Origin of the sequence: Streptomyces sp. 1114.5, from assembly GCF_003635085.1 — a bacterium.
GTDB lineage: Bacteria > Actinomycetota > Actinomycetes > Streptomycetales > Streptomycetaceae > Kitasatospora.
This window is the reverse complement of record NZ_RBXE01000002.1, coordinates 443,352-465,266: the sequence shown is the minus strand read 5'-3', so window position 1 is coordinate 465,266 and position 21,915 is coordinate 443,352. Positions and strand designations below refer to the sequence as shown.

15 protein-coding genes and 1 pseudogene are annotated in these 21,915 nt (G+C 72.3%); 9 read left to right on the top strand and 7 right to left on the bottom strand.

What is annotated here, in order from left to right; all coding sequences use genetic code 11:
- Nucleotides 1-12: 12 nt before the first annotated feature.
- Nucleotides 13-453 (bottom strand): SRPBCC family protein, encoded by a 441-nt coding sequence (locus BX285_RS25525; RefSeq protein ID WP_097235762.1) that lies wholly within the window; start codon nucleotides 451-453, stop codon nucleotides 13-15.
- Nucleotides 454-667: 214 nt separating this feature from the next.
- Here BX285_RS25525 and BX285_RS25520 point away from each other — a divergent pair, with 214 nt between their 5' ends.
- A complete protein-coding gene (locus BX285_RS25520; RefSeq protein ID WP_121178287.1) occupies nucleotides 668-1,153 on the top strand; it encodes a DUF5959 family protein in 486 nt (161 codons plus the stop codon).
- Nucleotides 1,154-1,158: 5 nt separating this feature from the next.
- On the opposite strand, the pseudogene BX285_RS25515 reads toward BX285_RS25520, so the two are convergent.
- A pseudogene (locus BX285_RS25515) lies at nucleotides 1,159-2,390 on the bottom strand (IS110 family transposase).
- Between the two features lie 495 nt (nucleotides 2,391-2,885).
- Between BX285_RS25515 and BX285_RS25510 the strand changes: the two are divergent.
- Complete coding sequence (locus BX285_RS25510) at nucleotides 2,886-3,785, top strand: HipA family kinase (protein ID WP_121179010.1); 900 nt, start codon at nucleotides 2,886-2,888, stop codon at nucleotides 3,783-3,785.
- A 21-nt stretch (nucleotides 3,786-3,806) separates the two neighbouring features.
- Here BX285_RS25510 and BX285_RS25505 read toward each other — a convergent pair whose 3' ends face one another.
- The 5 genes from BX285_RS25505 to BX285_RS25485 all read right to left on the bottom strand — a co-directional run bounded on the left by BX285_RS25505 (nucleotide 3,807) and on the right by BX285_RS25485 (nucleotide 11,490).
- Nucleotides 3,807-4,172: a hypothetical protein gene (locus BX285_RS25505; RefSeq protein ID WP_097235764.1), complete on the bottom strand. Its 366-nt coding sequence runs from the start codon at nucleotides 4,170-4,172 to the stop codon at nucleotides 3,807-3,809.
- Nucleotides 4,173-4,329: 157 nt separating this feature from the next.
- Nucleotides 4,330-5,820: a S8 family serine peptidase gene (locus BX285_RS25500; RefSeq protein ID WP_097235765.1), complete on the bottom strand. Its 1,491-nt coding sequence runs from the start codon at nucleotides 5,818-5,820 to the stop codon at nucleotides 4,330-4,332.
- Between the two features lie 272 nt (nucleotides 5,821-6,092).
- Nucleotides 6,093-7,229: an amidohydrolase family protein gene (locus BX285_RS25495; protein ID WP_220783973.1), complete on the bottom strand. Its 1,137-nt coding sequence runs from the start codon at nucleotides 7,227-7,229 to the stop codon at nucleotides 6,093-6,095.
- 3 nt (nucleotides 7,230-7,232) lie between these two features.
- Nucleotides 7,233-8,699 (bottom strand): glutamine synthetase family protein, encoded by a 1,467-nt coding sequence (locus BX285_RS25490; protein ID WP_121178285.1) that lies wholly within the window; start codon nucleotides 8,697-8,699, stop codon nucleotides 7,233-7,235.
- A gap of 76 nt (nucleotides 8,700-8,775) precedes the next feature.
- On the bottom strand, nucleotides 8,776-11,490 hold the full coding sequence (locus BX285_RS25485; protein WP_259470787.1) for an MXAN_6230/SCO0854 family RING domain-containing protein: 2,715 nt from the start codon (nucleotides 11,488-11,490) through the stop codon (nucleotides 8,776-8,778).
- Between the two features lie 541 nt (nucleotides 11,491-12,031).
- On the opposite strand from BX285_RS25485, the gene BX285_RS25480 reads away from it, so the two are divergent.
- The 7 genes from BX285_RS25480 (at nucleotide 12,032) to BX285_RS25450 (ending at nucleotide 21,575) form a co-directional block, all read left to right on the top strand.
- A complete protein-coding gene (locus tag BX285_RS25480; protein ID WP_121178284.1) occupies nucleotides 12,032-13,807 on the top strand; it encodes a 3-hydroxyacyl-CoA dehydrogenase family protein in 1,776 nt (591 codons plus the stop codon).
- Nucleotides 13,808-13,986: 179 nt separating this feature from the next.
- Complete coding sequence (locus BX285_RS25475; RefSeq protein ID WP_121178282.1) at nucleotides 13,987-14,904, top strand: TetR family transcriptional regulator; 918 nt, start codon at nucleotides 13,987-13,989, stop codon at nucleotides 14,902-14,904.
- Between the two features lie 415 nt (nucleotides 14,905-15,319).
- A complete protein-coding gene (gene ccrA, locus BX285_RS25470) occupies nucleotides 15,320-16,657 on the top strand; it encodes a crotonyl-CoA carboxylase/reductase (RefSeq protein ID WP_097235770.1) in 1,338 nt (445 codons plus the stop codon).
- 12 nt (nucleotides 16,658-16,669) lie between these two features.
- Entirely contained in the window at nucleotides 16,670-18,700 is a 2,031-nt protein-coding gene (locus tag BX285_RS25465) for a protein meaA (RefSeq protein ID WP_097235771.1), read from the top strand.
- A 43-nt stretch (nucleotides 18,701-18,743) separates the two neighbouring features.
- The gene (locus BX285_RS25460) at nucleotides 18,744-19,706 is read left to right on the top strand and encodes a CoA ester lyase (protein ID WP_121178280.1); all 963 of its coding nucleotides are present in this window, start codon (nucleotides 18,744-18,746) and stop codon (nucleotides 19,704-19,706) included.
- Nucleotides 19,707-19,717: 11 nt separating this feature from the next.
- The gene (locus BX285_RS25455) at nucleotides 19,718-20,221 is read left to right on the top strand and encodes a MaoC family dehydratase (RefSeq protein ID WP_045704019.1); all 504 of its coding nucleotides are present in this window, start codon (nucleotides 19,718-19,720) and stop codon (nucleotides 20,219-20,221) included.
- 151 nt (nucleotides 20,222-20,372) lie between these two features.
- The gene (locus tag BX285_RS25450; RefSeq protein ID WP_097235773.1) at nucleotides 20,373-21,575 is read left to right on the top strand and encodes an acyl-CoA dehydrogenase family protein; all 1,203 of its coding nucleotides are present in this window, start codon (nucleotides 20,373-20,375) and stop codon (nucleotides 21,573-21,575) included.
- Nucleotides 21,576-21,915 lie beyond the last annotated feature (340 nt).

Here is a 21,915-nt window from a genome sequence, read left to right as displayed (position 1 = left end):
CCTCAGCGGACCTCAGCGGACCTCGGCGGCCAGGTTGGCCAGCACCTGGTCATGGATCCGGTTCAGGCCCTTGGGGGCGAAGGTGCGCTCGAAGAAGCCGCCGATGCCGGTGGCGCCCTGCCAGGTGGCGGTCACCGTGACCTTGGAGCGGCCCTCGCCGACGGCCGAGACCGTCCAGGTGATCACCATGCTGGAGTTGGCGTCCTTCTCCACCAGCCGGTCGGGCGTGGGCGCCGAGACGGTGAACAGGCAGTCGCGCACCCGCTTCTCGGTGGCCTGCAGCTTCCAGTGCACCTGGGTGCCCGCGCCGGTGCCGCCGACCCGGACCTCGTACTCGCTGTACTGCGCGGGCAGCAGCTTCGGGCGGGTCACCTGGTAGTCGGCCAGCGCCTCGTAGACCCGCTCGGGGGCGGCATCGTAGACCCGCTCGGTGGTGGCCTGCACCTGTCCCATGACCTTGCTCTCCTCGTGTGGTGGGTCGCGCTCTCACCGGCAAGCCAATCACAGGGTCACGCCCGTGACGCGGCGGGATAGACACCTCACGGCGCGAAGGCGTCAAGTCGGGGCCGAGGCCCGGGCGGTCTTTCGAACAGGATGGTCTCGCTAGGGCCAGCTGCTGCGCTCATCCCGCGACACGAGAGGATGCAGGGCGAGACGGACGACGAGAGTGAGCGACGACGAGATGACCGACCCTGTCCCGGTGGACCTGATTGACCTCGCCGACGAGGACGGGAACCGCTGCATCGTGCGGGTCACCGGGCGCTTCAAGTCTGGTGACCCGATGTTCCACGACATCCTGCGTGCGGATGTTTTCGCGTCCGCGAGCTTCGTCGACGCCCGGTTGGACGTCTTCCTCTCCCCGCACGACCTGGACGCATGGCAGCAGGAGCTTTCCGCCCTGGCTCTTGGGCGGGACGCCAGCATCGGCGGTGACCGCGGGCTGACGCTCGGGTTCCACCTGCACGAGGACGGTTGGCTCTCGATCACGGTCGACGATCCGGACCGCCTGATCACCATGATCGGGGCTCGCCCGGAGGAGAACTGGATCAGCGACCACCACGAACGCCTGGAACAGGTCCGCCGGACGTGGCCCGTTGAGGTCGTCGAGACGGCCCCGGGTGTCTACGAGTGGAGCGCCGATTGCGGGCGCTGAGTGCCTCAAGCGGCTGCCGCAAGTGGTGCGGGGAAAGCCTGTTGCTCGTCGAAAAGTCGGCGGCTCTTGAGGCAGTGGTAGAGCTGGCCAAGCATGCGGTTGAAGAGGTTCCGCTGGGCGGAAGCGTGCCAGTCGCCGTGGTCGTCGCGGCGGCGCCGGTAGTGGGCTTTCGCGCCGGGTGAGGCGGTGATGGCGGAGAAGGCCCAGAGGTAGCCGGCGTGGTTGAGCCGGTCGTTCTTCACCCACCGCCGGGTGATGCTGGACTTCTTGCCGGAGGCCCGGGTGACCGGGGAGGCCCCCGCATACGCCTTGAGACCGCGGGCGTCCGCGAAACGCTCGCGGTCGTCGCCGATCTCGGCCAGGACCCGGGCGCCGAGCTGGGCGCCGAGGCCGGGGAAGCTGCAGATAATCTCGGCGTCCGGGTGCTGCGGGAAGACCTCCTCGACGGCCTGGGCGAGGTCGTCGGCGGCGGTGCAGGCCGCCGTGAGCTGGCTCAGGAGGGCGAGCATCTGTCGGCCGAGGGCGTCCTCGACCAGCGGGGGCTGGTGGGCCCAATCGGCTCGGAAGACTTCGCGCAGCCGGTCGACCTCGGTGTCGATGCCGCGCTTGCGGCCGGCCCGTTTGAGGGCGGCGGCGAGCTGGGTGCGGGTCAGTCGGGCGGCCTTGGCCGGGGTGGGGGCGAGCTTGAGGATCTCGCGGGCCTCGGGGCGGCACAGGCCGTTCTTCCACGGCTCGAAGGCGGCCAGGGCGGCCGGGTAGTACTCGCGCAGGGGGGGGAGCGGAGCTGGTTGGACATCTGCTGCTTGTTCCAGACCGCGTCCTGCTGGGCGCGGGCGAGGACGGCGACGGCGCGGGCCAGGTCGCTGTCGTCGGGCAGGGGTCGGTGGGCGTGCATGTCGGTGCGCAGGATGTTGGCCAGGACCAGGGCGTCGCCGGGGTCGGACTTCTTGCGGGAGACGGCGTGGCGGTCGCGGTAGCGGGCGGCGGCCATCGGGTTGATCGCGAAGACCTTGCGCCTGCCGGTCCGCAGGACGGCGACCAGCAGCCCGCGGGAGGTTTCGATCGCGACCGGGATCGGGGTCTCTTCGGTGTCGCCGTACTCGGCGAGCAGGTCCAGCAGTAGCTTGTAACCGGCTGCGTCGTCGGTGATGTGGCGCTTGGCGAGCAACTGGCCGGTGTCGTCGACCAAGGCGACGTCGTGCGTCCGCTCGGCCCAGTCGATGCCGCAGTAGATCAACTTGTCTTTCCTCCCCGGGGCGCGGTGTTTGCGCTGGTTGCGAGCGCATGCGGGCCACGCAGCGACCTAATTCCAGGACTCGGCCGTCCGGCCGGTCCGCCACCTCACTAGCCGTTCGTGGCACCAGCGCACCCCACGGGCCCCGGTCTGTTGCGGGAGCTCAGGCGGCTCGGGCAATTCGAGGGGTCACCGTGTGGCGGGCTCGCACCACCAACACCAACGAGTGATCAAGAGCGCGGTGCTGACGGTGGTGGCGGCCAGGAAGACACCGGACGCCGCCGCTCTCGTGAGAGACCTCGACGGCCCGGCTTGGGAAAGGCATCCGTCCGGCACCCACACGGCCGCCACCACCGCGAATGCCGAGGCCGCGCGCCGATCTATCCCAAGGCATCACCGGCCCGGGTGGCCACAGGCGTCACGACCACGGCATTCGAACGAACCGACAACAGCCCCCTGGCTGCACCGATCCGCTATCAACGAATTAGGGTGGCCGGTGTGCTCGATCTGGTGACTGCGGTGCGCTACGTCGACCCCCTGCGGGCCGGTGGCTCGGTGCCCGGTGTAGTGGAGACCGACGACCTGGGAACGTACGTGGTCAAGTTCACCGGGGCCGCCCAGGGCCGCAAGGCGCTGATCGCCGAGGTGATCGTGGGCGAGCTGGCCCGGCGGCTGGGGCTGCGGGTGCCGGAGCTGCGGCTGGTGGACTTCGACCCGGCCGTCGCCGCGGACGAGCCGGACACCGAGATCCAGGACATGCTCAAGGCCAGCGCCGGCCTCAACCTCGGCATGGACCTGTTGCCCGGGGCGGCGGACTACCGGCCCGGGCTCGTCCCGGTGGACTCCGTCGAGGCGGGCCGGGTGGTCTGGCTGGACGCGCTCACCGGCAACGTCGACCGCACCGTACACAACCCCAACCTGGTGGTCTGGCACGGGCGGCTCTGGCTGATCGACAACGGCGCCGCGCTGATCTTCCACCACCGCTGGGCGGGCGCCGAGGCGGCGGTCGGCAAGCGCTACGACCTCAGCGCGCACGCGCTCGGCGGCTCGGCCCCGGACGTCCGGCTGGCCGACGAGGAGCTCGGCCCACTGGTCACGGTGCTGCTGCTGGAGGAGGTGCTGGCGCTCGTCCCGGACGAGTGGCTGGCCGGCGAGCCCGGCTTCGACTCGGTGGACGCCGTCCGGCACGCGTACGTCGCCCACCTGGCCGCCCGGGCGGTGCTCTCCGAGGAGTGGCTGCCGGAGGGCTTCGCCACGCCCGAGCAGCTGCGCGAGGCCGAGCGCCGGCGGGCGGCCCGGACCCGGGCCGGGCGGCCGGCCTGGCTGCGGGACGTACCGGACCTGCACGGCAAGCCGTCGGTGGAGACGGCGTGGGACCATCACTTCGACGAGGACTAGGGCCTCCGGTGGCGTAGGCCGTCAGCCGATCGCGGGGCGGACCCAGCCGAGGTATTCGACGGCGGTGCCGAGCAGCAGGCCGGAGGCGAGCACGGCGAACCTCACGGACCCGGGCAGCCCCCGCACCCGGGCGACCAGGGCCGCGGCGCCCAACCCGAGCAGCGGGCCGCCGGTGAGCAGCAGGACCAGGGGCAGCACCGCGACGGCCGGACCTCCGGCGGCCAGGCCCATCACCGCGACCACCAGGCCGCCGGTCAGGACCTGGGCGAGCATCGGTGCGGCGAGCAGCAGTTGACCCACGCCCAGGGCCAGGGCGATCCGGTTCCGCCGGCCGGGGGTGGCCGGTCGGCCGGGGAGGGCCCGCTCGCCGGGAAGGTACTGCGCCATGCCGATCGACTCCTGTGGTGGCTCCGGTGGTGACGGATCCATCCTGTGCGGCGGGCGCGGCGGCGGCCTGAGTACGGGTACTCAAACGCGACCGGGGAGCGGGGCCCGGTGGCCCCGCTCCCCGGCTCAGCGATCAGGTGTCGCCGCGGTCAGCACGTCAGCGCCACCACTGGACCGCCTTCTCGGCGTTGATGATGCCGGCGCCGTAGAAGCCGTTGTCGTCCGCGCCGCCCTCACAGGTGGCCTTCCACTGGCCGACGCCGCCCGGGTTGAACTCCCCGGTCGGGCAGGCGTGGGACTCGGCCTGGTTGGTGAGCATCTCGGTCAGCTCGTCGGGGCTGGCCCACGGGAAGGTGCTGGCGAGCAGGGCGAGCACGCCGGTGGTGTGCGGCGAGGCCATCGAGGTGCCCTGCATGTAGCCGTACTTGCCACCGGGGATGGTGGACAGGATGCGGCCGTCCTTGTCCGGGGTGTTCGGGATCTGGTAGCGCTTGTCGCCACCCGGCGCGGCGACGGTCACGACGCCCTTGCCGTAGCTGGAGTAGTACGACTTCTCGCCGTTGACGCCGACCGAGGAGACCACGACGACGCCCGGCAGCTCGGTCGGGAGCGACAGGCAGTCGTTGGTGACCGGGCGGGTGCCGGGGGTGGTGTCGTCCGGGCTGGAGACGTCAGTGGTCTTGTGCGCCAGGTCGATGTTCTCGTTGCCCGCGGCGGCGACGTTGAGGACGCCCTTGCGCTGCGAGAACGCGACGGCCTTGCGGACGGCGGCGGTGATCGCGGCCTGGTCCTTGTCGTTCGGGCAGTTGAACATCCACGGGTCGATGTAGTAGCTGTTGTTCGTCACCTTGAACTGGTGCTCACCGGCCCACACGAAGCCGCAGATCGCGTACTCCGGGTAGATGAACCCGCCGTCGTCCACGACCCGGACCGCGGCCAGCTTGACGTTCGGGGCGATGCCGACGATGCCCTTGCCGTTCTTGGCGGCGGCGATGGTGCCGGCCACGTGGGTGCCGTGGGCACCGTCCTTGCCCGGCTGCCAGGCCTGCCAGTCGGTGTTCGGCTTGCCGCCGTCGATGCAGGAGACCGACTGCGAGGCGTCCACGTTGGCGGCCAGGTCCTCGTGGGTGGCGTCGATGCCGGAGTCCAGCACGCCGACGGTGACGTTGCGGCTGCCGAGCGAGATCTTGTGCGCCTTGTCGACACCGATCTGGCGCATGTCCCACTGGTTGGCCTCGTACGGCTCCTCGCCGGGGGCCGGCGCGGCGGTGGGCTCGGCGGCGACCTCGGCCTGCTGCTGGTCGGCGGCCGTGATGCCCTTGGTGCGGCTGGCACCGACGGACTCGACGCCCTTGGCCAGGCGCAGCTTCTCGGCGAACTTGGTGTCCGTCGAGCGCGCGATGACGACGCCGATCTGGTCGTAGGAGTAGACGACCGTCCCGCCGAGGCCCTTGACGGCCTGCTCGACCTTCTGCACCTGGCCGTGGTTGGCCTTGGTGTTGACGACGTAGCTGAGCAGCGGACCGGTCGTCGGGTCGGCGGAGGGGGCCGCCACGGCGTTGCCGGCCGGGAGCGCGACGGCGCCGGCGGTGGCGAGCACGAGGCCCACCGCCGCGTACCGGGTCCGGCTGATCCGAGGAACTCTCATTGGGGTTGGCCCTCCCGAGTCGTCATGCGGCAGCTGCGGTTGGCAGGTGCACTGAGAATGACCGGGACGTTAATGAATATTCGATGAGATGCGCAAGAGGTAGTCATCTAATCGTCACAACTAGATCAGCCCTGGATCGGCAACGAAGCCGAGAAGTCGGCAGGTGAACAAGGGAAACAGGGCCAAGATTGTTAAAAAGTGATGCTTTGCCGACGTGCGGCCGTGCACGTGGAAACGGCGATCGGGCGCCGGGCCGCACCACCGCGGTGCAGCTACAACGCGTACAGCCGGCGGGCGTTGTCGGCGGCGATCAGCCGGGTCAGTCGCTCGGCGTCGGCTGCGGAACACGCACTGTCCGCCTGCCAACGATCCAGCAACGCGCCGAGTCCGTACCGGAACTGACAGGTGCCCACCAAGAAAAGTTCGGGTAGCCCGTAAGCGTCGGTGGAGAACAGCAATTTTCCGAACGGTGCCAGTTCCAGCATCTCGCCCAGCACCGCCGCGACTTGCGGGCCGGTGTAGGAGGCCGTCAATCCGAGGTCGGTGTGGACCGTCGGGAAGGCCTGGGCCAGCCAGGCGGCCTGCCGGTGGTACGGGTAGCAGTGCAGCAGCACCAGCGGGACGCCGCTGGGCTCGGCGGCGCGCACGAAGTCCGCCAGCAGGGAGGGGTCGGCCCGGTGCAGGGTGAGGTCCGGATCGCCGAAGCCGGTGTGGAGCTGGAGCGGCAGGCCCAGCTCTGCGCAGACGTCCACGGCCGTCCAGAGCAGGTGGTGCAGCAGGACCGGGTCGGTCAGCCGCTCAGGCCCGCCGCGCAGCCGGGCGCCGGCCGCGGCCACCACGGCCGAGCGGGCGGGCCGTTCGGCCGGGGCGGCCAGGCCGTGCCGGTAGGCGAGCACCGACTTGACCGCGACGGCCCCGCCGGCGGCCTCCGCCAGTGCCTCGGCCACCGCCCGCGGCCAGTCCTCGGCGCCGGCCGTCACCCGCTCGGCGACCGTCTCCAGCCGGACCACCTCGCGCACCGAGGCGCCCGCGGCCTCGGCCAGTTCGCCGAGCGGCAGCAGCGGCAGCCCCGCGGCGGCCGTCAGGCCGGTGTCCACCAGGCAGGTGTCCAGCCCGGCCGCGGCGAGCAACCGGGCCGTCGCCTCGGCGGCGCCCAACTCCCGCCGCCGGGCCAGGTAGTCGGCGGCCGGGGCGTGCGCGGGCAGGCCGAGCACCGGCGGGCACCAGCGCCGTACGGCGAGGCCCAGCGCGCTGTCGAAGGGCGAACAGCCGGGCGCGGGCGGTCGGTCGGACTCGGTGAGCAGCCCGGCCAGGGCGTCGTCGGCCAACTCGGCCGCCACCACGCTGTGGCAGTGGTGGTCGACCAGCGCGAGCGCCCCTGCGGACGGTGCGAACTGCGGCCCGGCCACCGGTCAGTACCGCCAGCGTGCCGCCGCGACCGCCTCCTCGGGCGTGGCCGCGGCGAACTGCTCGCCCTCCGCTCGGCGCACCGCCAGCACCGCCTGGTACAGCGGCTCGCCCAGCGCCTCGCGCAGCACCGCCGAGCGCTCGTACGCGGCCAGCGCCTCGGCCGGGCCCTCCGGCAGCCGGGGCACCGTGCCGGGCTCGGCGGCCGCCGGATCCCCGGTGAACTCCGGTGGCAGCGCCCGGCGTTGGTCCAGCCCGGCGAGACCGGCCGCGATCACCGCACCGACCGCGAGGTACGGATTGGCGCTGGCGTCGAAGCACTTGACCTCGGCGTTGGCGGCGGCGGCCCGCTCCCCGGTGGACCCCGTCACCAGGCGCAGCGCGGCCTCGCGGTTCTCCAGGCCCCAGCACTGGTAGGCGCCGGCCCAGTGCGAGGGCACCAGCCGCAGGTACCCGGCCGGGCTGGAACAGCCCAGCACCAGGAGCTCGGGCAGCGCCTCCAGGACGCCGGCGAGGAAGCCCTCGGCCTCGGCCGTCAGGCCGTGCGGCCCGGGGCCGCCGTGGCCGAGGTTGCGCTCGCCGCGCCAGAGGCTGAGGTGCAGGTGGCCGCCGTTGCCGACCGCGCCCGGCTCGACCAACGGCGCGAAGGAGACCCGCAGGCCGTGCCGGGCGGACACGGCCCGGATGGTGTGCCGGACCAGGACGGAGGTGTCCGCGGCGCCGACCGGGCCCTCGGGGGCGACCGAGACCTCGAATTGGCCCGGGGAGTACTCGGGGTGGATCTGCAGGACGGCCAATCCCTGCTCGCCGAGGGCGCGCAGGACGTCCCGCAGGTAGTCGGAGAGGTCGGTGAGCCGGTGCATCCCGTACGCGGGGCCGTGCGTGGGGTACTGCGGCTCCTCCTGCGGGGTGCCGGCCAGGGCGACCACCCACTCGACCTCGATGCCGGCCTTGAGGCTCAGCCCGCGCCCGGCCGCCGCGGCCTCCATCCGGCGGGCGAACAGCCGCTGGCAGCCCGGGTGCGGGGCGCCGGTCTGGGTGTACCTGTCCCCCGGGGCCCAGGCCCAGCCGGGCTGGCCGGCCAGCGGGACGACCCGCTCCAGGTCGGGGTAGAGCCTGAGGTCCCCGGTGGGGCCGCCGATGATCGGGCTGGTGGTGATCGCGTCGTCGGCGAGGAAGACGTCGAAGCAGGGCGCGGTGCCGACGCCCCACTGCGCGGCGTGCTGCAGGCCGGCCAGCGGTACGGCCTTGACCCGGGTGACGCCCGCGTTGTCCACCCAGGTGACGGCCACCGCCTCGACCGCGGCGGTGCGCAGCCGGGCGGCGGCGGCGTCGGCGCGCTCGGCCCGTTCGGCGCGCGGGGGCAGCGCGACGGCGGCCGCGGCGCCGGCCGGGCCGGTCGGCTCGGCGGAGCCGGACGGCCGGGCGGGACCGGAGGCGGTGGGGCCGGCGGTGCCGGTTCCGATGGTCATGTCACCATGCTGCCCCGGCGGTTGGGGTGGTGTAACTCCCCTATCGGGTGGTCCAAACGGACGACCGTCCGCCCGTTCACCCGTTCGGGGCGAAGCGCGCGACCAGGTCCCCCGCGGTGATCCGCTCCAGGGTGTCCGGGGCGGCGTCCGTCGGGCCGGGGTAGAGCCGGTAGAACGTCCCGCGTGCACCGGCCGGGGCGGGCACGTCGGCGTGCACCAGCGCCGTGAACGCCCGGGCGCCGGTGAGGCGTTCGGCGATCAGCCGGGCGGTGTCGTCCGGCCGCTGCTCGGTGCGCCGGTCGCTCACGTGGCGCCCGCGCAGCCGCTCGAAGAAGTCGGCCACCGGCTCGTCCGCGCCCCGGTGGTAGGTGTCCAGCCCGAGGCCCTTCCGGTCGCGCACCAGCACCTCGTCGCTGCCGGCCGCGGCGGCGGCGCAGGCGAGGTCCCAGAGGGTGGCCCGGGAGCCGGCGGCGAAGTGCGCCAGCACGTCCTCGGCCAGCGCGCCGATCCGCTCGTGGTGCCGGTCGATGCTGTGGAAGCCGCTGCCGGAGCCGACGTTGAGGTCGGTCCAGGTGTGCCGGCGGGTCCCGAGGTCGACGATCATCGGCACGCAGATCCTGGCGTCCCCGGCGAGGTCCAGCCGCTGGCGCACGCTCCCGGGGTGGAAGCTGCCGGTGCGCTGGCGGGCCGCCTCGGACGGGGTCAGCGCCATGAAGCCGGCGAAGGCGTCGGTGAGGTCCTCGAAGGGGACGTCGTTGTAGCTGAACACCACCACCACGGCGTACCGGGCACCGGCCTTGCCCAGCGCCGGCAGGTCGAGGTCGACGAACTCGGTGGCGCCGTGCGGCGGCGGGGCGGTGGTGAAGTCCCCGGAATGGACGGCGGCGCGCGGGCCCATGACCAGCCGGGTGTAGTCGCACAGGCCGGTGAACTGCCACTCCTCGTCGTAGAAGGCGACCGAGAGATCCAGGTCGACCCGCTGGTGCGGGCGCTGCATCCAGTGCACGAACAGCCGCAGGTACTGCCCGTCCGGGATCCGCTGCACGCTGCCGCGCGGCACGGCGACCAGGGTCTTGGCGCCGGCGCGCTCGGCGAAGGGGACGACCAGGTCGGCCAGCCCGGCGTCCAGCACCGCCACCTCGTGGCGCCCCGCCTCCCGCGCCGACTGCCCGGCGCGGCGCAGCAGTTCGGCCTCGATCAGGGCGCAGACCGGCGCGCTGAGCGCGGCCGGGACGGGCGTGCCCCGGTCGGAGCGGGCGTGCGCCGAGGCGACCCGGCCGCGCGGGAAGTACAGCCGCCGCTCGCCGTACGCGCGCGGTGCGCGCAGCCGCCCGTACGCGCCGAGCAGCGGGCCGGGCGCGACGGCGCGCAGTGCCCCCGGCAGCGCCTCGGCGAGCGCGGCGGGCAGCGGCTCGTCGCGGCACCAGGTCTGGTGCACCCGCAGCAGGTGGTGCAGCCGGCGCACCAGTTCGCCCGGGCGGCGGGCCAGCAGTCGGACGGCGGCGGGCAGGTCGCCCTGCCCGAGGGCGTGTTCGACGGCGGCGGCGAAGGTCTCGACGGTCAGCCGGGTGTGTCCGCCGGGCGTCTCGCGCACCCGCAGCGGGGCGGGCGCCTCGCGCAGCTGCGGGCCGAGGCCGTGCAGGTCGAGGTCGCTCTGCCGGAGCACGGCGAAGGCGGCGGCCGCGTACGGGAAGCGCTCGCGGTGCTCGTACGGGTGCAGCAGTTCGCCGGCCCGCAGCCAGGCCTGCCGGTGGCGGCGCAGGTCCTCGGCGAGGGTGCCGACCGGGAACGCGTCCAGGACGGCGAGGAGTTCGCGGCGCAGCGGGCGGGGCAGGTTGCGCAGCCGTAGCCCGCGGGCGGTCTCGGGCAGCAGGTCGGGCTCGGCGCCGGACCACGCCCAGAGCAGCCGCAGCACGTCGGTGGCGGTGGTGAGGTGGGCGGCGAGCAGCGGGCGGGTGCGGTCGGCATCGCCGCGCAGCAGCGCGGCGAGCACGGTGGCGCGGCTCTCCCGGACGGGGACCTCGGCGGGCAGCCAGCCGGCCGGGTCGGCGGGGGCGTGGTCGAGCAGCAGCGCGAGGTCCTCGCGGTCCTGCGGGTTCAGCGGGGTGTGGCGGGCGAGCAGGGCGCCCAGTGCGGCGCCGGCGAGCTCGGTCGGGTCGTCGGCGCCGGCCAGGCGCAGCGGCCGCAGCGCGCTGCCGGGCGGGAGGGTGCGGGCGGCGTGGCGGGCGGCCCGGGTGTCGGGGGAGAGGTAGGGCTTGGGTTCCAGCGGGGTGCGGCAGAGCGGACAGCGGCGGTCGTCGCCGTCCTCCAGCAGCATGTCCTGGTAGCACTCGCCGCAGATCAGGTGGGCGCACGGGGCCAGCGCGCCGATCCCGACCTCCAGGCTGCTGCGCTCGCACAGGACGCAGATCTGGCCGGCCTGGCAGAGCAGGTAGCCGCGGATGGTCGCGGAGTAGGTGGCGTGCGCGTGCGAGGGGACGCCGTCGGGGAAGGTGCGGAACAGCGGCTGGTGGCTGCGGTTGGCGCCGAGCTGCGCGTCGATCCGCAGCAGCAGTCGGGTGCCGGCCGCGGACAGGTCCAGCGGGCGCAGTCGGCCGAGGGCGGCGCGCAGGGCGCGGGTCAGGACGTAGCCGCGCTGCGCCAGGTCGGCCTCCAGGGCCACGAGCCCCTGGGCCGACCACGGCAGTGGTTCCCCGGGCGCGACGCCGGGCTCGACCCGGACCATTCCGTGACGGCGCAGCAGGTAGGCGTCCAGCCCGGTCTCGGGCTCCGCGACGCTCGGCTTCTTCACAGCTCTTCCCCCGGCAGGTACGACGAAGCGGGGGCGGAGAGTGGGCGCACTCGGGTCATTTTGGAGATGAGTGAGAAGGAAGCACGCCGCGGAGCCGCCCCCGCGTCGATCACCCTAGCGAAGAGCGGCCCCGGCGCCCGAACGGTTTTCCGCCCACAGCCCCCTTCCTACCGGCGAGTAGCTTCGCTACAGTGGCCGCACGCACCACTGTCGGGCTTCGGGAGCCGCACCGACGGGGCTCGCGGTCGCCGTGTCTGCGGCGCTCGCGCGGTGCGTCTTCACCGGCCGGTGCCGCGACTCGCGGCGGGCCGGGTTCTCTTCCTCGTATCAGAGCCGCTTCCTTCACCTTCGAGCGCCTGAGCACCACGGCACACCCGCAGTTCGGCCGGAGCGGACCGGCCGCTGCCGGTGTGCCGGAACCCGTCATCTCCCCAGCCCCCGCGCGTGGACCCTCCTCCGGCGGCGGCCGCCCCCCGTCGTACGGGCGCAGCGGCCTGCCTGCCGGAGCACGCGCGGGCTCTCATGACTAGGAGTCAGGACAATGGAGCGTCCCTTCCCCACGGTCGCCGTCGTCGGCCTCGGCACGATGGGTGCCGGTGTCGCCGTGGCGGTCGCCAAGAGCGGTCGCCGGGTGATCGGCATCGAGGCCACCGAGGACTCGGCCGCCCGGGCGCTGGCCCGGATCGAGGAAGCCACCGCGCACGCGGTCGACCGGGAGCGGATCACCGCCGAGGAGCGCACCGCGCTGCTCGCGCTGATCTCGGTCGGGCACGAGCTGACGGCCGCCGCCGAGGCGGACCTGGTGATCGAGGAGGTGCCCGAGCAGCTGGAGCTGAAGCGGGAGGTCTTCGCCGAGCTGGACCGGATCTGCCCGGAGGCCACCGTGCTGGCCACCGGCACCACCGCGCTCTCCGTGACCCGGATCGCCGCCGCGACCGCCCGTCCGGAGCGCGTGCTCGGCCTGCACTTCTTCAACCCGGTGCACACCATGAAGCTGGTCGAGGTGGTCCGCACCGTGCTGACCTCCCCGCAGACCGCCGAGGACGCCGCCGCCTTCGCCCGGGACCTCGGCAAGGAGCCGGTGGCAGCCGGCGACCGCGCCGGCTTCGTGGTGAACGGCCTGCTGTTCGCCTACCTGAACCAGGCCGCGGCGATGTACGAGTCCAAGTACGCCTCGCGGGAGGACATCGATGCCGCGATGCGGCTCGGCTGCGGCCTGCCGATGGGCCCGCTGGCGCTGCTCGACCTGATCGGCATCGACACCGCCCGCACCGTCCTGGAGGCGATGTACGAGCAGTCCCGGGACCGTCTGCACGCCCCCGCCCCGATCCTCGGCCAGCTGGTCGCGGCCGGGCTGCTGGGCCGCAAGACCGGCCGCGGCTTCTACGCCTACGAGGCGCCGGGCTCCTCCAAGGCGGTGGACGCGGCCACCGGGCCGGCCCTGCCGAAGGTGCCGGGCCGCGAGGTCCGCACCGTCGGCGTCTGCGGCTCGGGCACGATGGCCACCGGCATCGCCGAGGTGTTCGCCAAGGCCGGGCACCCGGTGCTGCTGGCCGCCCGCAGCCAGGAGAAGGCCGACCGGGCCAAGGCGCAGCTGGCCAGGTCGCTGGAGCGCTCGGTCACCCGGGGCCGGATGTCCGCCGAGCAGCGGGACGCCGCGCTGGCGCTGGTCACCCCGGTCGGCCAGTACGCCGAGCTGGCCGAGGTCGACCTGGTGGTCGAGGCGGTGGCCGAGGACCTGGCGGTCAAGCGGGAACTGTTCGCCACCCTGGACAAGATCGTCAGGCCGGGCGCGGTGCTCGCCACCACCACGTCCTCGCTGCCGGTGATCAGCTGCGCGACCGCCACCTCGCGGCCGCAGGACGTGATCGGCATGCACTTCTTCAATCCGGCGCCGGCCATGAAGCTGGTCGAGGTGGTCTCCACCGTGCTGACCGCGCCGGAGGTCACCGCGACGGTGCTGGAGCTGACCGCCAGGGTCCGCAAGCACCCGGTGGAGTGCGGCGACCGGGCCGGCTTCATCGTCAACGCGCTGCTCTTCCCCTACCTGAACGACGCGGTGCGGATGCTGCAGGAGCACTACGCGACGGTGGACGACATCGACACCGCGATGAAGCTCGGCTGCGGCTACCCGATGGGCCCGTTCGAGCTGCTGGACGTGGTCGGCCTGGACGTCTCGCTGACCATCGAGCAGGTGCTGCACCAGGAGTTCCGCGAGCCCGGCCTGGCCGCCGCACCGCTGCTGGAGCACCTGGTCGCGGCGGGCTGCCTGGGCCGCAAGACCGGCCGCGGCTTCCGCGACCACGCGCGCCGGTGACCACGCCCCAGCCAGGGGGCGGCACGGCGGCGCCCGGGGGCGCTCCCTCCACACGCCCCGGCTGGAGCCCCGGGACGGTGTCCTCCCGCTGGCCGCGCCCGGCGGTGACCGGCCCGGTCGAGCCGGTGCGCCGGGGAAGGGCCGCAGCCGCTCCCCCGGGGCCGTGTAGCGTTCCGGACATGGATCGGGTTCAGTCAGCCTCCCCGCAGCACCCCGCCGGTTCGCACGGCGCCGACCGGACGGCCCCCTCGACCGGGGGCACCGGGCCGGAGGGCGGGCCGGGCAGCCGCCGGGCGGCGGCGCAGCGCCAGCAGATGCGCCAGGACCTGGCCACGGCCGCGATGGAGCTGTTCGCCTCGCAGGGCTACGAGGAGACCACGGTCGACCAGATCGCGGCCGCCGCCGGGGTGGCCCGGCGCACCTTCTTCCGGTACTTCCGGTCGAAGGAGGAGGCGATCTTCCCGGACCACGACGACACCCTCGTCCGGGTGGCGGACCTGCTGGCCAGCGCCGAGCCGGAGGAGCACCCGCTGGACGTGGTCTGCCGCGGCATCAAGGAGGTGCTGCGGATGTACGCCTCCACCCCGGGGGTGTCGGTCGCGCGGTACCAGCTGATCCGCCAGGTCCCGGCGCTGCGCGAGCGGGAGATCGCCGTGGTGGCCCGCTACGAGCGGCTGTTCACCCGCTACCTGCTGGGCCGGTTCGACACCGGGGAGTCCATCCCGTCCGGCTGGCAGCGCGGCGGCGAGGACGACTCGATGCTAGCCGAGGTCTCGGCGGCGGCGGTCGTCGCGGCGCACAACCACGTGCTGCGGCGCTGGCTGCGGGCCGGCGGCCGCGGGGACGTGGAGGAGCAGCTGGACCACTCCTTCGAGGTGATCCGGCGGACCTTCTGGGGCTCCAGTGCGCCCGGTGCCAGACGCCGGGGATCCCTGGTGGCACCCGGTGCCAGTGGGGCTGCTGGGGACGTCCTGGCCGAGAGCGCACTGAGTGCCAGCCCCGGAGGTGAGGTGCTCATCACAGTGGCCCGGACGGACGCCCCGCTGGAGGTCGTGGTGGACAGCATCCGGGCCGCGCTGAGCGGCACCAGGGGCTGACCGGCCCGGTATTTACGCAGGTCAGAGCAGCATTGAGGGCCCGCGCCGATTCGTCGGCGCGGGCCTTCCGCATGCTCACCGGGCGCGCGTCGAGCGCCGTTTCGGCCCGTTTCGGACCGTCGGAATTCCTGGCACCCGGTGTCTTTACGAGTGGCACAGGGTGCCACTACCTTGTTACTCACCAGTCGCGGCGCCGCGGCTCCCCACCTCGGCGCGCCGTCGTCCGGCGTTCCCACACCCCGGGAACCGAGCCAGTAGCGGGCAGCGCCCGCAACGAGCAGAGCCAGCACGGCCCGGTTCACCCCGGGCGCCCAGCCTGACCCCGCCCACCACCCACCTCAGCGAAGCCGGTGTCCGCTCCCGGCTCCCCCAGACGCCCTGTGACCCTCGCACAGGTACGCCTTCGGAGGCAGCCATGCAGGAAATCCTCGACGCGATCCTCAGCGCCGACAGCACGTCGGCGGACTTCGCAGCCATCAAGCTCCCCGAGTCCTACCGGGCGGTCACGCTCCACAAGGACGAGGAGCAGATGTTCGCGGGCCTCGACAGCCGCGACAAGGACCCCCGCAAGTCCCTTCACCTCGACGAGGTCGCCCTCCCCGAGCTGGGCCCCGGCGAGGCCCTGGTCGCCGTCATGGCCAGCTCGGTGAACTACAACACCGTGTGGAGCTCGATCTTCGAGCCGGTCTCCACCTTCGGCTTCCTGGAGCGCTACGGCCGGCTGTCGCCGCTCACCAAGCGCCACGACCTGCCGTACCACGTGCTCGGTTCCGACCTCGCGGGCGTGGTGCTGCGCACCGGCCCCGGCGTGAACTCCTGGAAGCCGGGCCACGAGGTCGTCGCGCACTGCCTCTCGGTCGAGCTGGAGTCCCCGGACGGCCACAACGACACGATGATGGACCCGGAGCAGCGCATCTGGGGCTTCGAGACCAACTTCGGCGGCCTGGCCCAGATCGCGCTGGTGAAGACCAACCAGCTGCTGCCCAAGCCCAAGCACCTCACCTGGGAGGAGGCCGCCTCCCCCGGCCTGGTCAACTCCACCGCCTACCGCCAGCTGGTCTCGCGCAACGGCGCCGGCATGAAGCAGGGGGACAACGTGCTGATCTGGGGCGCCAGCGGCGGCCTCGGCTCGTACGCCACCCAGTACGCGCTGGCCGGCGGCGCCACCCCGATCTGCGTGGTCTCCAACGACCAGAAGGCCGAGATCTGCCGCGCCATGGGCGCCGAGGCGATCATCGACCGCTCCGCCGAGGGCTACAAGTTCTGGAAGGACGAGAACAACCAGGACCCGCGGGAGTGGAAGCGCCTGGGCTCGAAGATCCGCGAGTTCACCGGCGGCGAGGACGTGGACATCGTCTTCGAGCACCCGGGCCGGGAGACCTTCGGCGCCTCGGTGTACGTCACCCGCAAGGGCGGCACCATCGTCACCTGCGCCTCCACCTCCGGCTACATGCACCAGTACGACAACCGCTACCTGTGGATGTCGCTCAAGCGCATCGTCGGCTCGCACTTCGCCAACTACCGCGAGGCCTTCGAGGCCAACCGCCTGATCGCCAAGGGCAAGATCCACCCGACCCTGTCCAAGGTCTACTCCCTGGAGGAGACCGGCCAGGCCGCCCTCGACGTGCACCACAACAAGCACCAGGGCAAGGTCGGCGTGCTCTGCCTGGCCCCCGAGGAGGGCCTGGGCGTGCGCGACGCCGAGTTCCGCGCCCGGCACATCGACGCCATCAATCGCTTCCGGAACGTCTGAGGACGCCCCCCGATGACCGAGCCTCAGAAGCGCGACCGCCCCTGGCTGATGCGCACCTACGCCGGGCACTCCACCGCGAGCGACTCCAACGCGCTCTACCGGCGGAACCTGGCGAAGGGCCAGACCGGCCTGTCCGTCGCCTTCGACCTGCCGACCCAGACCGGCTACGACTCCGACCACGTCCTCGCCCGCGGCGAGGTGGGCCGGGTCGGCGTCCCGGTCGGCCACGTCGGCGACATGCGCGCCCTGTTCGACGGCATCCCGCTCGAACAGACCAACACCTCCATGACGATCAACGCCACCGCGATGTGGCTGCTGGCGCTCTACCAGGTGGTCGCCGAGGAGCAGGGCGCCGACATCGCCAAGCTCACCGGCACCACCCAGAACGACATCGTCAAGGAGTACCTGTCGCGCGGGACGCACGTCTTCCCGCCCGGCCCGTCGGTGCGGCTGATCACCGACATGATCGCCTACACGGTCGGCAACATCCCCAAGTGGAACCCGATCAACATCTGCAGCTACCACCTGCAGGAGGCCGGGGCCACCCCCGTCCAGGAGATCGCGTACGCGATGTGCACCGCCATCTCGGTGCTCGACGCCGTCCGCGACTCCGGGCAGGTGCCGGCCGAGCGGATGGGCGAGGTCGTCGCCCGGATCTCCTTCTTCGTGAACGCCGGCGTGCGCTTCGTCGAGGAGATGTGCAAGATGCGCGCCTTCGCCCGGCTCTGGGAGAAGGTCACCCTGGAGCGTTACGGCGTCGCCGACCCCAAGCAGCGCCGCTTCCGCTACGGCGTCCAGGTCAACTCCCTCGGCCTGACCGAGGCGCAGCCGGAGAACAACGTCCAGCGGATCGTCCTGGAGATGCTGGCCGTCACCCTCTCCAAGGACGCCCGCGCCCGGGCCGTCCAGCTGCCCGCCTGGAACGAGGCGCTCGGCCTGCCGCGGCCGTGGGACCAGCAGTGGTCGCTGCGGATCCAGCAGGTGCTGGCGTACGAGTCGGACCTGCTGGAGTACGGCGACATCTTCAACGGCTCCGAGGTGATCGAGGCCAAGACCGCCGCGCTGCTGGCCGGCGCGGAGGCGGAGATCGCCAAGGTGCTGGAGATGGGCGGGGTCATCCCGGCCGTCGAGTCCGGCTACCTGAAGTCCAACCTGGTCTCCTCGCACGCCGCCCGCCGGGCCCGGATCGAGTCCGGCGAGGACAAGATCGTCGGGGTCAACTGCTTCGACACCACCGAGCCCAGCCCGCTCACCGCCGACCTCGACACCGCGATCATGGTCGTCGACCCGGCCTCCGAGCAGTCCGTGCTCGCCGCCCTGGAGGCCTGGCGCGGCCGGCGCGACGAGGCCGCCGCCCAGGAGGCGCTGGCCGGGCTCAAGGCCGTCGCCGCCACCGAGGCCAACCTGATGCCGGCCACCCTCGCCTGCGCCCGGGCCGGTGTCACCACCGGCGAGTGGTCCTTCGCCCTGCGCGAGGTCTTCGGCGAGTACCGCGCCCCCACCGGCGTCGGCGGCGCGCCCGTCGCCGTCGCCGCGGAGCCCGGCGGCGAGCTGGAGCAGGTCCGTGCCGCGGTCGCCGCGACCGCCGCGGAGCTGGGCGCCGGCAAGCTGCGCCTGCTGGTCGGCAAGCCCGGCCTGGACGGGCACTCCAACGGCGCCGAGCAGATCGCCGTACGGGCCCGGGACGCCGGGTTCGAGGTGGTCTACCAGGGCATCCGGCTGACCCCGGAGCAGATCGTCTCCGCCGCCGTCGCGGAGGACGTGCACTGCGTGGGCCTGTCGATCCTCTCCGGCGCGCACTGCGAGCTGGTGCCCGACGTCCTCAAGCGGCTGGACCGCGCCGGGGTGCAGGATGTCCCGGTGATCGTGGGTGGCATCATCCCGGCAGCGGACGGCGAGGCCCTCAAGGCCGCCGGCGTCGCCGCCGTGTTCACCCCGAAGGACTTCGGCATCACCACCATCATCGGCCGGATCGTGGACGAGATCCGGCTGGCCAACAAGCTCCAGCCGTGGACGCCCGCACCGACCGCGGCCACGAACTGACCAGCTGACCAGCTGACCACTGGGAAGGAACCGAACCACCCTCATGACCACTGTCAACCGCCTGCGCCCGCGCCGCTCCTGCCTCGCCGTACCGGGCAGCAACCCGCGCTTCCTGGAGAAGGCCCAGGGCCTCCCGGCCGACCAGGTCTTCCTCGACCTGGAGGACGCCTGCGCCCCCCTCGTCAAGGAGAGCGCCCGCCACAACATCGTCGACGCGCTGAACAACGGCGACTGGGGCGGCAAGACCAAGGTCGTCCGGGTCAACGACTGGACCACCCACTGGACCTACCGCGACGTGATCACCGTGGTCGAGGGCGCCGGCCCCAACCTCGACTGCATCATGCTGCCCAAGGTCCAGGACGCCGAGCAGGTCAAGGCGCTCGACCTGCTGCTCACCCAGATCGAGAAGACCATGGGCTTCGAGGTCGGCAAGATCGGCATCGAGGCGCAGATCGAGAACGCCAAGGGCCTGATCAACGTCGACGCCATCGCCGAGGCCTCGCCCCGGCTGGAGACCATCATCTTCGGCCCCGCCGACTTCATGGCCTCCATCAACATGAAGTCCCTGGTGGTCGGCGAGCAGCCGCCCGGCTACAACGCCGACGCCTACCACTACATCCTGATGCGCATCCTGATGGCCGCCCGCGCCAACGACCTGCAGGCGATCGACGGCCCGTACCTGCAGATCCGCAACCCCGGGGGCTACCGCGAGGTGGCCGGCCGCTCCGCCGCCCTCGGCTTCGACGGCAAGTGGGTGCTCCACCCGGACCAGGTCGCCATCGCCAACGAGGTCTACTCGCCCTCGCAGGAGGACTACGACCACGCCGAGCTGATCCTCGACGCCTACGACTACTGCACCTCCGAGGCGGGCGGCGCCAAGGGCTCCGCGATGCTCGGCGACGAGATGATCGACGAGGCCAGCCGCAAGATGGCCCTGGTCATCGCCGGCAAGGGCCGGGCCGCCGGCATGGAGCGCACCACCAAGTTCGAGATCCCGGAAAGCTGAGGGCCTGAGCCATGCAGTTCGGACGCACCTACGAGGAGTTCGAGGTCGGCGCGGTCTACAAGCACTGGCCCGGGAAGACCGTCACCGAGTACGACGACCACCTGTTCTGTCTGCTCACCATGAACCACCACCCGCTCCACATGGACACCAACTATGCGGAGAAGACGACGGACTTCGGCAAGAACGTCGTGGTGGGCAACTACATCTACTCGCTGCTGCTCGGCATGTCCGTCCCGGACGTCTCCGGCAAGGCGATCGCCAACCTGGAGATCGAGTCGCTGCGCCACGTCGCGCCGACCTTCCACGGCGACACGATCTACGGCGAGACCACCGTCCTCGACAAGTGGCCGTCCAAGTCCAAGGACGACCGCGGCATCGTCTACGTCGAGACCAAGGGGTACAAGCAGGACGGCACGGTCGTCTGCATCTTCCGCCGCAAGGTGATGGTGCCGACCGAGACGTACATCAAGGAGCGCGGCGGCGAGCAGCCCGGCCGCCCCACCCCGCTCTCCTGACTTCTCCCCTCTCTCTGGAGACCCCGGAGGGGCAGGCCGCCGTCATCGGCCGACCCCCACCCGGTAACGGGGGCCCTGCTGCCGCAGCCACGCCGGCAGGGCCCCCGCAATCCCCCCCCCCCGCCCTCTTAGACCTTTCCGGAGCCGCACGATGGGACGCCTCGCACAGACCGACGGCCTCACCGAGATCCAGCGGGACATCCTCGCCACCGTGCGGGATTTCGTCGACAAGGAGATCATCCCGGTCGCGACCGAGCTGGAGCACAAGGACGAGTACCCGACCGCCATCGTCGAGGGCATGAAGCAGCTCGGCCTCTTCGGCCTCACCATCCCCGAGGAGTACGGCGGCCTCGGCGAGTCCCTGCTCACCTACGCCCTGGTGGTCGAGGAGATCGCCCGCGGCTGGATGTCGGTCTCCGGCATCGTCAACACCCACTTCATCGTGGCGCACATGATCAACGCCCACGGCACCCAGGAGCAGAAGGACTACTTCCTGCCGAAGATGGCGGCCGGCGAGATCCGCGGCGCCTTCTCGATGTCCGAGCCCGGCCTCGGCTCGGACGTTTCGGCCATCTCCACCAAGGGCGTCAAGGACGGAGAGTTCTACGTCCTCAACGGCCAGAAGATGTGGCTCACCAACGGCGGCACCTCCACCCTGGTCGCGGTCCTCTGCAAGACCGACGAGGGCGGCAACACCCCGTACAAGAACATGACCACCTTCCTGATCGAGAAGGAGGCCGGTTTCGGCCCGAACCCCAAGGTTCCCGGTCTGACCGTGCCCGGCAAGATCGAGAAGATGGGCTACAAGGGCGTCGACACCACCGAGCTGGTGCTGCAGGACGTCCGGATCCCGGCCGACCGCATCCTCGGCGGCGTCCCGGGCCGCGGCTTCTACCAGATGATGGACGGCGTCGAGGTCGGCCGCGTCAACGTCGCCGCCCGCGGCTGCGGCGTCGCCCGCCGCGCCTTCGAGCTGGGCATCTCCTACGCCCAGCAGCGCTCCACCTTCGGCAAGAAGATCGCCGAGCACCAGGCCATCCAGTTCAAGCTCGCCGAGATGGCCACCAAGGTCGAGGCCGCCCACCAGATGATGGTCATGGCCGCCCGCAAGAAGGACAGCGGCGAGCGCAACGACCTCGAAGCCGGCATGGCCAAGTACCTCGCCTCCGAGTACTGCAAGGAGGTCGTCGAGGACGCCTTCCGCATCCACGGCGGCTACGGCTTCTCCAAGGAGTACGAGATCGAGCGCCTCTACCGCGAGGCCCCGATGCTGCTCATCGGTGAAGGTACTGCGGAGATCCAGAAGATGATCGTCGGACGCCGGCTCCTGGAGGAGTACCGGATCGCCGAGTGATCCCCCGGCCGCCCGGCGACGGACCGCGTCGCCGGGCGGCCCCCTCGAACCGCCGGTCGACGGGCGTGCGGGCCCGTCCCGGCGCGGGGCCGTGCCCCGTCACGGGCCCGGCCTGGTCCGCCAGGGTCCGGCACGGCCCTCCGGAAGCGGCCGCAGGGCGTACAGCTGCGACGACGCGCCCTGCGGCCGCTTCCGCACACCCGCTTCCGGCGCGTACGGCCGTTTCCCCCGGCGGGTTCCGTCGGCGCACCCGCTGAGACAAGAGTCACCAGCCCTGTCAGGTCCCTTGGGAACCGGACCGGGTCGAGCTACGGTCGTAGAGGTGGGACGCGCGGACGCG